Genomic DNA, 12,721 nt, shown 5'->3' on the forward strand with positions numbered 1-12,721 from the left:
CACCCCGCACACCCCACAGAAGTACCGGCAGAACGGTTCCATCCCTCCGTACGGATCCTCCCCGCGGGACATTCAGGGTTCCCGCACCGAACGCACCGAACGCACCGGCCCACGTCCCGCACACGCACGCACCGGAACGCACCAACCCCCCACGCCCCACTCTGGTTCCGCACCCCGAGACGAGTTGGAGCACCCATGCCCCAGCACGTGCCTTCGTCGTTGCGCGCCGCCTTCCCCAGCTCCGCGCAGCGACACCCGGCGCTCCCCCCACAGCCGCGCCGAATCGTTTTCCTCGCCCGCCGTGACTACGGCAACGAAGCAGCGGGCGGTTCCGAACTCCTCGTCGACAGACTCGCCGAGGGGCTGACCCATCTAGGCCACCAGGTCACCCTGCTGTGCGGCGGCCCCGCGGCGTACCGCGACTACCGCGTCGTGTCGGCGGGCGGCGACCTCGGCCACTATCTGCGCGCCAGATCGGCGTTCCAGCGTCAGGTCGGCGACTGCGACCTGCTCGTCGAGGTCTGCAACGGCATGCCGTACCTGGCGCCCCTGTGGCACCGCGGGCCGACCCTGTGCCTGGTCAACCACGTGCACACCGACCTGTGGCGGATGCGGTTCGGCGGACCGCTGGCCCCCGCCGCCCGGCTCGGACGAAGACTCGAACACTGGGCCCTGGCGGGCGGGCGGCGCGGCGGCCTGCTGGTCGCCGTCTCCCCGTCGACGGCCCACGCGCTGCGCGCCATCGGCGTCGAGCGCGACCGGATCCGTGTCGTGCACAACGGTGTGGAGGAGCCGGGCGCACCGGCCGAACGCTCACCGGAACCGCTGTTCCTGGCCGTGGGACGGCTCGTCGAGTACAAGCGGATCGACCTGCTGCTGCGCCTGTGGGAACGGGTCCGCCCGGTCACCGGCGGCCGGCTGGTGATCGTCGGCGACGGCCCCGAACGGCAGCGGCTCCAGCAACTGGCCGGTCCCGGCGTGGAGTTCACCGGCCATGTCTCCGAGGCCGAGAAGCACCGCCTGCTCTGCGCCGCCTGGCTGCTGCTGCACCCCTCCGCCGTCGAGGGCTGGGGCCTGGTGGTCACGGAGGCGGCGGCCCGCGAGACACCCGCGATCGCCTTCGACGTACCCGGTCTGCGCGACTCGATCGTGGACGGCGAGACGGGCCTGCTGGCCCGCGGCGAGTCCTCGTTCGCCGCGGCCTGGTGCACCCTCGCCCTGTCCACCCACCGTCGCACCCTCATGGGCAAGGCGGCCGGCGACCGGGCCGCCCAGTACCGGTGGCACCGCACGGTACGCCAGTTCAGAGCCGTGGCGACGGAGGCGGTGAGGGACTGGACACCATGACCCCTCGGCGACAGAACACCGGGCGAAAGGCTCCCGAGCCGGAGACTCCCCGACCGGAGACTTCCCGGCCGGAGGCTCCCCGGCCCGAGACTCCTCGGCCGACAGCCCCCCGCCCGGCGCCCTTGCGGCGCGAGCATGCGAGGCCCGGGCCCGGGCCCGGTACCGGGCTGCGGGACCCCTCGCTGCGCCGGTCCCTCACCCTCTTCCGTGCCTTCCGCCGCGAACAGGAGGACCCCGAGGGCTGCTACTCGCTGCTCGCCCGGGACGCCGCCGACCAGGTGGAGGCGTACGACGGTCCGGTGAAGGGCCGGACCGTCGTGGACGTGGGCGGCGGGGGCGGCTACTTCACCGAGGAGTTCCAGCGGCGGGGCGCGCACGGCTACCTCTTCGAGCCGGACCTGCGCGAGCTCGGCCCGAACCCTCCCGGGGGATCGGTCGTCGCCGACGGCTATCTGCTGCCTCTCGCGGACGGCGTCGCCGACGTCTGCTTCTCCTCCAACGTCCTCGAACACGTCGCCGACCCGCAGACCTTCCTCAGCGAGATGGTCCGCGTCACCCGGCCCGGCGGGCTGATCTACGTGTCGTTCACCAACTGGCTGTCCCCCTGGGGCGGCCACGAGTGGGCGCCCTGGCACTACCTGGGCGCCGACCGGGCCCGCGCCCGCTACCGGCGCCGTACCGGCCGCCCCGCCAAGCACACCCTCGGCGAGAACCTCTTCGCCGTGCACATCGGACCCACCCTGCGGCAGGTACGCGCCCGGGACGACGTCACGGTCGTCTCGGCGCGCTCCCGCTACTGGCCGTTCCTCGCCCAGGCCGTCGCCAGAGCGCCGGGACTGCGTGAATTCGCCACCTGGAACCTCCTCCTCATCCTCCGGCGGTGTCCATGACCAGCACGGTCCAGGCCCCTCCCCCGGCGGCGACCCGCCCCCTCGCCCCGGCCCCAGGACCCGAGCAGGGGCCCCGGTCGCGGCGGTGGCTGCTGGGATTCTGGGCCGTGGTCCTCGTGCTGTTCCTGGCCGTGGACCCGGGCCGGCAGACCTTCGACACCAAGCTCGGTGTCGCGCTCGACCCCGGCCAGTTCCTCGCGGACCTCGGCCAGCTGTGGCACGACCGGGGCGGCTTCGGCGGGATCGCCGACCAGTACGTCGGCTACGCCTTCCCGATGCTGCCCTACTACTGGCTGACCGACCTGATCAGCGTGCCGGTGTGGCTGGCCGAGCGGCTGTGGATGTCGCTCATCGTGGCGGTCGCCTTCTGGGGCGCGCTGCGGCTCGCGGAGCGCCTGGACATCGGCGGTTCCGCCTCCCGGCTCCTCGGCGCCGTGGTCTACGCGCTGTGGCCGGTGTTCACCATCGTCGTCGGCTCGACCTCGGCCGCCGCCCTGCCCGGCGCGTTCCTGCCGTGGGTGCTGCTGCCGCTGACGAACGACCGGCACAGCGCCCGGGTCGCCGCCCTGCGCTCGGCGCTGTTCATCCCGTTCATGGGCGGTGTCAACGCGGCCTCCACCCTGGCCTCCCTGCTGCCGGTCGGCCTCTACCTCCTGTCCCGCCCGCGCGGTCCACGTCAGCGCAAGCTGATCGCCTGGTGGGTGCCGGGCGTGCTCCTCGCGACGGCCTGGTGGGTCGTCCCGCTGCTGGTGCTGGGCGTCTACGGCGAGAACTTCCTCCCGTACGTGGAGAGCGCGCGGACCACCACGGACACCATGGCGGCGACGGAGTCGCTGCGCGGCGCCGGAAACTGGGTCGCCTACCTGCACTTCAACGAGGCCTGGCTGCCCGCGGGCTGGACCGTGACGGCCTCGGTGGTCGCCGTCGTCTCCTCGGCGCTGGCGGCCGGACTGGGCCTCGCCGGCCTGGCCCGGCGGGACATACCCGAGCGGCGCTGGCTCGTACTGACCGTACTGACGGCCGCGCTGATCACCCTGGCCGGGTACGGCGGTTCGTTCGGCGCGCCCTTCCACGGGGTGGTCCAGGACTGGCTGGACGGCGGACTCGCCCCCTTCCGCAACATCTACAAGTTCCAGACCGGGCTCGCGCTCGCGCTGGCCCTCGGGCTGGCCCACCTGGTGGGCGTCGCCGCGCGGGCTCAGGGCGCCCGTCCGATCCGGGGCCGCCGGTACGCGGCGCTGATCGCGGCGGTCCTCGTCCTCCCCGGCCTCGCCTGGCCCTACCTCAACGGGTCGATCCTGCAGCCCGGTTCGTTCCAGGAGCTGCCCAAGTACTGGAAGTCCACGGCGAGCTGGCTGGAGAAGTACTCGCCGGACTCCCGTGCCCTCGTCGTGCCCGCCACCGCGCACGGCATCTTCACCTGGGGCTCCACCATCGACCAGCCGCTCGACGTGCTCGCCGACTCCCGCTGGGCCCAGCGGGACTACGTGCCGTTCGGCACCGCGGGCAACCGGCGCGCGATGGACGCGGTCGAGCAGTCCCTGCAGACCGGCGGCGAAGTCCCGGGGCTGGCCGACTACTTGGGGCGGGCGGGCGTCCACTATGTCGTCGTCCGCAACGATCTCGACCCCGACCAGCTCGGCTACGTACCGACCACGACCGTGAAGCGGACCCTGGAGCAGTCGGGCTACCGGCGCCTGACCGGCTTCGGCCCGCTGATGACGGGCGGGCGCATCGCGGAGAACACGCCCATCCAGATAGAGGGGCTGTATCCGCGCCAGCGGGCCGTCGAGATCTACGAGCCGGCCGCCGACGTGCCCCGGCCGGGCCAGGCCGGGCTGAAGGCCGTCGCCGACACCGCCGTCGTGTCCGGCGGGCCCGAGGCGCTGCTGCCGCTGGCCGCGGACCCGGCGATGCGGGACCGGGCGACCGTGCTGACTGGCGACAACCACCCGGGGCTCGGCTCCCCCGGCCTCCAGGTGGTGGGCGACGGGCTGCGCCGCGCCGACACCCGGTTCGGCCTGGTCGGCGCCAACACCTCGTACACGTACACCCGTACCGAACGCAATCACTCCGGCAGCTACCAGGACGCCGGGGAGAAACCGCACCAGATCCTGCCCTCGGACGGGATCGGGCACCAGACGGTGGCCGAGCTGCGCGGGGCGCGCTCGGTGACCGCGTCGTCGAGCGGCAACTGGCTGTACCACCTGCCGCAGTACGACCCGGTGAACGCCTTCGACGGCAACCCCGACACCGCGTGGGCCGAGGGCGCGGTGGGGTCGGCGGACGGGCAGTGGCTGCGGATCGGCTTCACCGGGGAGACGGAGGTCCCGGCGTCGATCCGGGTCACCCCGCTCCCGCAGCAGAGCGTGCGCTCGGCGCCGACCCGGGTCCGCGTGGAGACGGAACGGGGCTCGGAGACGAGCACGCTGCGCGCCGACGGCTCCCGTCAGCGCATCAAGTCCCCCGAGGGACCGTCCAGTTGGCTGAAGGTGACCGTCGTCGAGTCGACCGCCCGGCACGCCGGGCTCTCCGGCGCGGGCTTCTCCGAGATCAGCGTTCCGGACGTCCAGGTGACCCGGATGCTGCGGCTCCCCAGGGACGCCGAGAACACCGACGCGGCTGCCGAGACGGTCTCCCTGCACCGGGCCACCGACCCGGGCAGCTTCTCCCCGACGGGCACGGAGGTCGGGCTGCACCGCCGCTGGACCTCGGACGCGGCCGGTACGTACGCGGTGAAGGCGAGCGCGATCCCCGTACCCGGTGACGCGCTCGACGCGCTGCTGTACGACGTGGCGCCCGAGCAGAACGACCGGATCACCGCGACGGCCGGCTCCACGGCCCGGCTGGGGACCGGCCTGTCGCCGCGCAACCTCACCGACGGTGATCTGACCACCGCGTGGATCGCCGGGGACGACCCGACCATCCGGCTGAGCTGGGAGGGCAAGCAGCCGGTGGGCGAGGTCGTCCTCGCGTCGGCCGGCGGGCTGTCCACCCGGCCCACCGAGGTGAACATCAGCTCCCCGGACGGGGCGGTCGTCGCCGGGGTCGACGAGAACGGCAACGTCCGCTTCGACCCGATCACCACGGACCGGCTCGACATCACCGTCACCGAGACGGCTCCGCTGACCGTCCACAACCCCCTCGCGGACGAGGACATGCAGCTTCCGGTCGGGCTGACCGAGGCGTACGTCCCCGCCCTGGACGACCGCTACCGCACCCCGAAGGCCCTCTCCTCCCGCCCCTTCGAGCTGCCCTGCGGGAAGGGTCCGACGCTCGCCGTCGACGACGAGCTGTACGAGACGAGCGCGAAGGGAACGGTCGGCGACCTGGTGGCGCGGCGCCCGGTCGAGCTGATCCTCTGTCAGGACGGGCGCGCGGACGGCGACCTGTCGCTCGACTCGGGCGCGCACCGGGTCGAGGCGGGCGACGCGGGCCCGCTGGCCGTCACCGACGTGACCCTGACCCGCGGCACGGTCACCACCCCGGCCACGCAGAGCCGTGAACTGGGCATACGGGACTGGCTCGGCGACCGCCGCGAGGTCACCGTCGGCTCGGGCGCGGCGTCCTACCTGACGACGTACGAGAACTTCAACGACGGCTGGAAGGCGACGCTGAACGGCCGCGAACTCGACCCGGTGCGCCTCGACGGCTGGCAGCAGGGCTGGCGGATCCCGGCGGGCGAGGGCGGCACGGTGAAGCTCTCGTACGGACCGTCCACGGTGTACGAGGCCGGGCTGATCGGCGGCGGTGTCGGGGTCCTCGTCCTGGCGGGGCTCGCGCTCTTCCGGCGGCGCTCACCCAATCCGGACGCGCCCTCGCCGGTGCCGCCGCCGCCCGGCCTGATCCTGGGCACGGTCGCGCTCACCCTGGTGGGGATCGTGATCGCCGGGTTCCTCGCGCTGCTGGTGCCGGTACTGGCGCTGCTCGCCCGGCGACGGCACGAGGTGCTCGTACCCCTCGCGTTCCTCGCGCTCGCGGGGGCGGGGATCGCCGCGGCCACGGGGGCCGGGCAGCCGGTCGGCGAGGGCGCCGGGGCATTCGGGCACACGGCCCAACTACTGGCGCTGACGGGCCTGTTCGCGGGCCTGGTGACGATCGGCGGGCCCGCGTACGGCAGGCGGGGCGGACCGGGTGGCGGCCCGGGCACCAGTCCCACGGGCCCGAGCGCGCTGCCGCCTCCGCTCCCGGGGTCCGAAGCCCCGACGGCACCGCTGCCGCAGCGGACGCGAGGGGAGCACGGGGATCCCGGGGCCGCGAGTCCCGGGGCCGCGAGTCCCGGAGCCGCGGGTCCCGGAGCAGGACCCGGAGCAGGACCCGGAGCGGGTCCAGGGGTGAGCACCGCGCCCGGCGCGCCTGCGCGGCACGGGGTAACCGATGCCCCTCGTGCAGCCGGAACTCCGGGTGCACCGGATGCGCCGGATGCGCCGGGACGCCCGGGAGCGTCGGACGGGCCGAGTGCGCCAGGTGCACCGGGTGCGCCGGGAGGACCCGGAGCACCCGGTGTCTCGGGCGCGTTGCCGGTGCCCTTCTCGCCGGCCGGTCCGCCGGCCGGCGGGTCCGGGCCGACCGTCTCGGCCCGTGGGCCGGGGTCACCGCGCACGCCGTTCCCCGGACCGGGGCCCGGCGCCGAACAGCCCGCGGACCGTGGGAGGACCGGTCGCCGTGGGAGTTCCGGGAGCCGTGGGAGTTCCGGGAGCCGTGGGCGTTCCGGGGAAGGGGAGGGCGCATGACCGCCGTGGAGCACCCCGCACGCGACGGCACCGGTGGTCCCGCCGGGCAGCCCGCCCGCGTTCCGTTCCCCGTCGTGGACGAGGTCGCCCGGCACTGCCTCCAGGAGGAGGAACCGGAGACCGTCCACATCGAGGTCCATCTGCCGGGCCACCTCGACCCGGACCGCCTGCGAAGGGCGTTCGCCGGGGCCCTGCACCGCCACCCCCGCATCCTGATGCGCGAGGCGACCCGCCCCTGGTACGGCAGGCGCTACGAGTGGGAGCTGACCCCCGAGGCCGACGTGGAGGCCGTCCTGTTCCCGGCGCCCGACCGGGACGCGCTGAAGCACGCCCGGGAGCGGGCCCTGCGCGACGCCCCGCCGCTCTCGGCCTCGCCCCCGATCCGGCTGGAGGTGGTCCGGGACCCCGCGGACGACGGCGCGGTCCTGTTCCTCACCATCAACCACACCGCGCTCGACGGCCCGGCCTGTCTGCGGGTCCTGGCGACCGCGGCGGAACTGTACGGCGGCCGGGACAACTCCCCGGCGGCGCCCCCCACGCGCACCACGGACGAGACACCGCGCGCCCCCGACACCCCCTCCACCTGGGCACCGCCCGCCCGGGTGGCCCACGGCACCCCGGGACCGCCCCAGCAGCACGGCAACGGCATGCTCGTCACCGAGCTGAGCGTCCCGCGGCGCCCCAAGGGCTCCCCGTACACCGTCAACGACCAGCTGATGGCCGCCACCGCCCTGACGATCGCGCACTGGAACCGCGAACACGGCGCCCGGCCGCGCCCCCTGCGCATCACCATGCCGGTGGACGACCGCCCGCGAGGCACGGACATGCCGATCGGCAACGGCACGCGGCTCGTCGAGGTCCCCTTCGCCCCCGAGGAACTGGACGCCTCCGACATGGCCGCGCTGCTGCGCCGCACGGCGGACCGCACCCGCGCTCTCAAGGCCCAGCCGCGCCCCCAACTGGGGCACGGTGCCTCCCTGTTGACGGCGCCCGTGGTGCCCGTCGCCTGGCGGGCCGCGTTCACCAGAGGACTGCGCAGAGCCGCCGGACCCTGGACGTCGACCACCCTGCTGAGCAACATCGGCCGTGTGCCGTACGCCCTGGACTTCGGGGAGGAGGCCGGGCGGGCGCACGCCGTGTGGTTCTCGGCGCCCGCCCGGATGCCGCGCGGGCTGACGGTGACGACGGCCGCCACGGCGGGCCGGCTGCACGTGGCGCTGCGCTGGTCGCGCGCCCTGCTGAACCACGGCGACGGCAGCCACCTGCGTGACCTCTTCGAGCACTACCTGCACGCGACGGAACACGCCACGAACCGCCCCACGGATCACCCCACAGATCGCCGCACGGACCGCCACCCGGGGAGCGCACCATGACCACGGCCCCGCCCCGCAGGCCGCCACACGGATCGCACGGACCCCACGGACCGCACGGACTGCGGGACTTCTACGAGGACCCCGCCGTCCCCGTCGCCTCCGGCGCCCCCCGCAGCCTGCGCCAGGCCCGGATGCTCGCGGACGCGCTCGGCCCCGCCACCTCCGGCCCGCGCACGGTCCTGGACATCGGCTGCGGCGACGGCAGCGCCGCCGCGACCGCCGCGCCCCTGCTCGCCGGCCACCGCATCGTCGGCGTCGACTGGTCCCAGGACGCCCTCAGACGCGCCCACGCCCGCCTCCCGTACGCGGTACGCGGCGAACTCACCGACGGCGGACTGCCGTTCAGGTCCGCCTGCGCCGACGCCGTCCTGTTCAGCGAGGTCGTGGAACACCTCGTCGACCCGGACGCGGCACTCGACGAGCTCCATCGGATCCTCCGCCCCGGAGGTCATCTCATGCTCTCCACACCCAACCTGGCCGCCTGGTACAACCGGGCCCTGCTCCTCGCCGGCGTCCAGCCCGTCTTCTCCGAGGTGAGCCTGCGCGCGATCCACGGTCGCCCCGGCAAGGAGGTGGTGGGCCATCTGCGGCTCTACACCCCCCGCGCCCTGCGGGAGTTCGTGACCGCGTCGGGCTTCGAGGTCGTCCGGCTGCGGGGCGCGCCCTTCCACGGCGTGCCCCGGCCGCTGCGCCCGCTGGACCGGCTGGCGTGCCGTGTCCCGTCGATGGCCTCGATCCTTCTCCTGCACGCGCGAAGGACGTAGACCATGTGGTGGGGAGTGGCCGCGGCCCTGCTGGCGAACGTGCTCTACAGCGCGGGATTCGTTCTGGAGAAACGGGCGCTCGCGGCCCTGCCCGAGGTGAGCGTCCGCCGCCCCGCCCGGCTGCTGCGGCTGGTCCTCGGCAGCCGGCTGTGGATCGGCGGCTCCCTCGCCCTCGCCTCGGGCTTCGGCGCGCAGCTCGTCGTCTACCGCACCCTGCCGATCGCCGCCGCGCAGGGACTCTTCGTCTCCGGGCTCGTCATCCTCGTCCTGCTCTCCTCGGTGCTGCTCGGCGAGGAGACCTCGGGCCGCGAACGGTACGCGCTCGGGGCGATCCTGCTCGCGCTCCTGATGGTGGTGCTGTCCCTGAAGGAGGGCTCGGACACGGTCAGCCGCAGCGCCCCGGCCCCGCTGATCCTGCTGGTCTGCGTCCCCTCGCTCACCCTGGGCGTCTGGCTGTACGGGTCCGCCGAGCGCCGCGCCCGCCACCGGCACCGCATGCCGACGACGGGCGTCGAGTACGGCGTGGCGGTGGGCCTGCTGTACGGGGTCAGTTCGCTGGCCATCAAGGGCGTGTCGAGCCACCTCACCGGGAGCGGGGTCGGCGGTGCGGTGCTCGGGCTGCTGCGCTCCCCGTACCCGTATCTCCTGCTCTTCACCGGGGCGTTCGGCCTCGTCATGTCGCAGGCGGCGCTGCAGCGCTGCCGGGCCTCGCTGATCGTGCCGGTCTGCACGACGGTGACCTGTCTGTTCACGGCGGTGCTCGGCACGGTCGCGTTCGGCGAGGCGCTGCCCGAGGACCCGCTGCGGCTGGCGCTGCGGACCGGCGGTACGGCGCTGGCGGTCTCCGTACTCCTCGTGATGCCCAAGCACGACCAACCGCCGGAACAGCAACCCTTGTACCCCACACGGGAGTTGACCAGTCATGAACCCGGACGACCCGCTGCTGAAGATACTGGCGTGCCCGCTGGACAAGGGCCCGCTGCATCTCCTCGGAAGGGAGAAGGAAACGGCGGGTGAGCAGGCCGCCGAGGGCACGGGGGCCGCGCTGTACAACCCCCGGCTGCGGCGCCGATATCCGATCGTGGACGGCATCCCGCAGCTCCTGCCGTCCTCCGGCGAGCAGGTGACGGACGACGAGCACGAGGATCTGCTGCTGCGGATCACCGGCGACGACGACTCGGCGGCTCCCGCGGCGGACCCCGGAAGCCGGGGGCGATGACGCCATGACCCTGGCAGCCCGCCTGGCCCCCTTCGTGCCCGTGCGGCTGGTCGCCTCCGCCGCCCGGCTGGTGTATCCGCGCTTCGAGCCCGAGCTGGCCCGGCTCGGCGACCTCTGCCCCTCCGGCTGCGGAACCGCCGTGGACGTCGGTGGCTGGTACGGCCCTTGGACCCGCCGTCTCTCACGCCGGGCCCGGCGCGTGGTGACGGTCGAACCGGTCCCGCACCTGGCCCGGCTGATCACCGCCGCGACGCCCGGGAACGTCCAGGTCGTGCGTGCCGCCGCGAGCGACAGGACCGGCACGGCCCGGCTGTGGCTGCCGCCCGGCGACCAGGGCGACCGGGGTGTCTCGTCCCTGGTCCGGCGGGACATCCACGCCCGCGCCCTGGACGTCCCCTGCCTCACCCTGGACAGCCTGAACCTCCACGACGTCGGCTTCGTCAAGATCGACGTGGACGGCGGCGAACTGGCGGTCCTGCGCGGCGCGGCCACCCTCCTCGCCCGGGACCGCCCGGCCCTGTTCATCGAGCTGGAGGCCCGCATCCAGCCCGTCGACACGGTCGTCTCCCACCTCTCCGAGCGGGGTTACGAGGGCTGGGTGCTGCCCGGCGACACCTGGCTGCCGCTGTCCTCCTTCGACCTGGAGGCCCACCAGGCGCGCACCTCGCACGTGGTCTCCCAGGGTCTGCTGCGCCGCGTGCTGCCCTTCCGGGGCCCGGGATACGTCCGGTACGTGAACTCGGTGCTCTTCCTCCCCGACGGCCGGACGCCGGGCGGGCGGCACGAGAGGCCCGAGGAGCACGAGGAGCACGAGAGGGACGAGGAGCACGAGGGGCACGTACGGCGTGCGGGGCGCGTACGCGACGATGGGTCGCATGCCTTCCGCCAAGCCGGCTAGCGCCGCCCCGTTCACCCCGCTCGACTTCCAGCTCGTGCTGCTGCGCCGCATGGCCGACCACAACGCGGACCTCGTGGAGGACGCCCGCCACACGCTGGGGGTCTCGGTCGCCGAGATGCGTGAGGCCAACCGGCGCTGGCAGGCGATGCGGCACGCGCCGCGCAGCCGGGGCGCGGTCTCGCGGTACCGGTCGATCCTGGGCGACCCCGAGTCGGTGACGCCCCGGCGGATCGGCGACCTGTCCTGCGAGGCGCTGCTGTGGCCGGTCCCCCTCTGGCCGGACCTGCGCTTCGAGGTGCTGGTGGCGCCGGGCGGGGTGGCCTGGAACGAGTGGCTGGTCCGCGCGCCGGGCGCCCCCGGTCCGGAGCTGCGGTCGCCGGCCGACCTGACGCCCTGGTCCTGCACGGTCGACGAGGCCGCCCGTGCCTTCGCGCCGGTCCGTCCGCTGGAGGGGTCGGCGCCGACGCGCTGGGGGCTCGCCTTCACGGCGCCGGACGGCCCGAACGGCCCGACCGTCCCGGACGGCCCGACCGTCCCGGACAGTGCGCCGCGGGACTACGTCGCGGAGTTCACGTACGGGCTGCTTCAGCGTGTGGCGGTCACCGGGCCGCGGCGCTGACGACGGCCTGGGCGACGACCGGCACGGAGTCCTCGTGCAGGAAGAGGAAGAGATTGGGCTCGACGAGCTCCAGCTCCATGACGCGGGGCGCCCCGTCGTCGCCGTCCACCAGGTCCACGCGCGCGTAGAGCAGCTCCGGCGCACCGGGCACGGCGGCCAACGCCCGCTCGGCGACGGCGAGTTCGGCCTCGCTCGGCTGCCAGGTCCGCAGATCGGGGTGCGCGACCTTCTTCTCGTCGAAGGCGGTGCCGGGTTCGAGGACGGCCCCCTTGCGGATGGCGTGCAGAAGACGCCCGCCGAAGAACACGAGGGCCCTCTCCCCCGCCGTGTCGATACTCCGCACGTACGGCTGCACGATCGCGGTCAGCCCTTCGGCGTGCATGCGCTCAAGTTGCCGTACGGCGGTCTCGTGGTCCTCGGGGGTGTAGCGGGCCGCGTACCGGGCTCCGGCCCCCGAGGTCGGCTTGACGACGTACTCGCGGTCGCCGGGCAGGTCGACCGGGTCGCCCGGAGCGAGGTAGGCGGTGTCGACGACGGGCACACCCGCGGCGGCCAGGTCGCCCAGATACCGCTTGTCGGCGTTCCACCGCACCACCTCCGGCGGGTTGGCCAGCGTCGTCGCGGCCCCGCACCGGTCGGCCCACGCCAGGAACTCGGCGGCCCGCCAGCTGTAGTCCCAGGTGGAACGGATGAGTACGAGGTCGAAGCGGCCCCACTCGACGCCGGGGTCGTCCCAGCACTCGACGGAGACCTCCGCACCCGCCCCCGCCTGCCGCACCGCGTCCGCGAGGACGGGCAGGTCACGGTCGTACCCGGACTCCAGCACCTCCTGGCAGGTGACCAGGGCGATGCGGGGAATGGTGCGTGCCACGGCGGGC

The 12,721-nt window shown here is 74.2% G+C and carries 10 protein-coding genes; 9 read left to right on the plus strand and 1 reads right to left on the minus strand.

Annotated features, from left to right (window positions below):
* Window positions 1-195: 195 nt before the first annotated feature.
* Genes K3769_RS11615 through K3769_RS11655 form a run of 9 tightly spaced genes read left to right on the plus strand, consistent with a single transcriptional unit; the run spans window position 196 to window position 11,843 of the window.
* Entirely contained in the window at window positions 196-1,347 is a 1,152-nt protein-coding gene (locus tag K3769_RS11615) for a glycosyltransferase family 4 protein (protein WP_267026362.1), read from the plus strand.
* On the plus strand, window positions 1,344-2,237 hold the full coding sequence (locus tag K3769_RS11620) for a class I SAM-dependent methyltransferase (protein ID WP_372514917.1): 894 nt from the start codon (window positions 1,344-1,346) through the stop codon (window positions 2,235-2,237). The genes K3769_RS11615 and K3769_RS11620 overlap by 4 nt, the downstream gene beginning before the upstream one ends.
* Window positions 2,234-6,970 carry an alpha-(1->3)-arabinofuranosyltransferase gene (locus K3769_RS11625; RefSeq protein ID WP_267031327.1) on the plus strand — a complete coding sequence of 1,579 codons (4,737 nt, stop codon included), beginning with the start codon at window positions 2,234-2,236 and terminating at the stop codon, window positions 6,968-6,970. Before K3769_RS11620 ends, K3769_RS11625 begins: the two co-directional genes overlap by 4 nt.
* Window positions 6,967-8,343: a condensation protein gene (locus tag K3769_RS11630; protein WP_267026364.1), complete on the plus strand. Its 1,377-nt coding sequence runs from the start codon at window positions 6,967-6,969 to the stop codon at window positions 8,341-8,343. The genes K3769_RS11625 and K3769_RS11630 overlap by 4 nt, the downstream gene beginning before the upstream one ends.
* Complete coding sequence (locus K3769_RS11635; protein WP_267026365.1) at window positions 8,340-9,107, plus strand: class I SAM-dependent methyltransferase; 768 nt, start codon at window positions 8,340-8,342, stop codon at window positions 9,105-9,107. The genes K3769_RS11630 and K3769_RS11635 overlap by 4 nt, the downstream gene beginning before the upstream one ends.
* Before the next feature lie 15 nt (window positions 9,108-9,122).
* On the plus strand, window positions 9,123-10,124 hold the full coding sequence (locus K3769_RS11640) for a hypothetical protein (RefSeq protein ID WP_372515143.1): 1,002 nt from the start codon (window positions 9,123-9,125) through the stop codon (window positions 10,122-10,124).
* Window positions 10,030-10,326, plus strand: coding sequence for a Trm112 family protein (locus tag K3769_RS11645; RefSeq protein WP_267026367.1), 297 nt, complete (start codon window positions 10,030-10,032; stop codon window positions 10,324-10,326). The genes K3769_RS11640 and K3769_RS11645 overlap by 95 nt, the downstream gene beginning before the upstream one ends.
* A 4-nt stretch (window positions 10,327-10,330) precedes the next feature.
* Window positions 10,331-11,224, plus strand: a complete 894-nt coding sequence (locus tag K3769_RS11650; RefSeq protein WP_267026368.1) for an FkbM family methyltransferase — start codon at window positions 10,331-10,333, stop codon at window positions 11,222-11,224.
* On the plus strand, window positions 11,193-11,843 hold the full coding sequence (locus K3769_RS11655) for a hypothetical protein (protein WP_267026369.1): 651 nt from the start codon (window positions 11,193-11,195) through the stop codon (window positions 11,841-11,843). The genes K3769_RS11650 and K3769_RS11655 overlap by 32 nt, the downstream gene beginning before the upstream one ends.
* On the opposite strand, the gene K3769_RS11660 is transcribed toward K3769_RS11655, so the two are convergent.
* On the minus strand, window positions 11,824-12,702 hold the full coding sequence (locus K3769_RS11660; protein ID WP_267031328.1) for an ATP-grasp domain-containing protein: 879 nt from the start codon (window positions 12,700-12,702) through the stop codon (window positions 11,824-11,826). The genes K3769_RS11655 and K3769_RS11660 overlap by 20 nt on opposite strands.
* Window positions 12,703-12,721 lie beyond the last annotated feature (19 nt).

It is taken from the genome of Streptomyces ortus, assembly GCF_026341275.1.
Taxonomy (GTDB): Bacteria; Actinomycetota; Actinomycetes; order Streptomycetales; family Streptomycetaceae; genus Streptomyces; species Streptomyces ortus.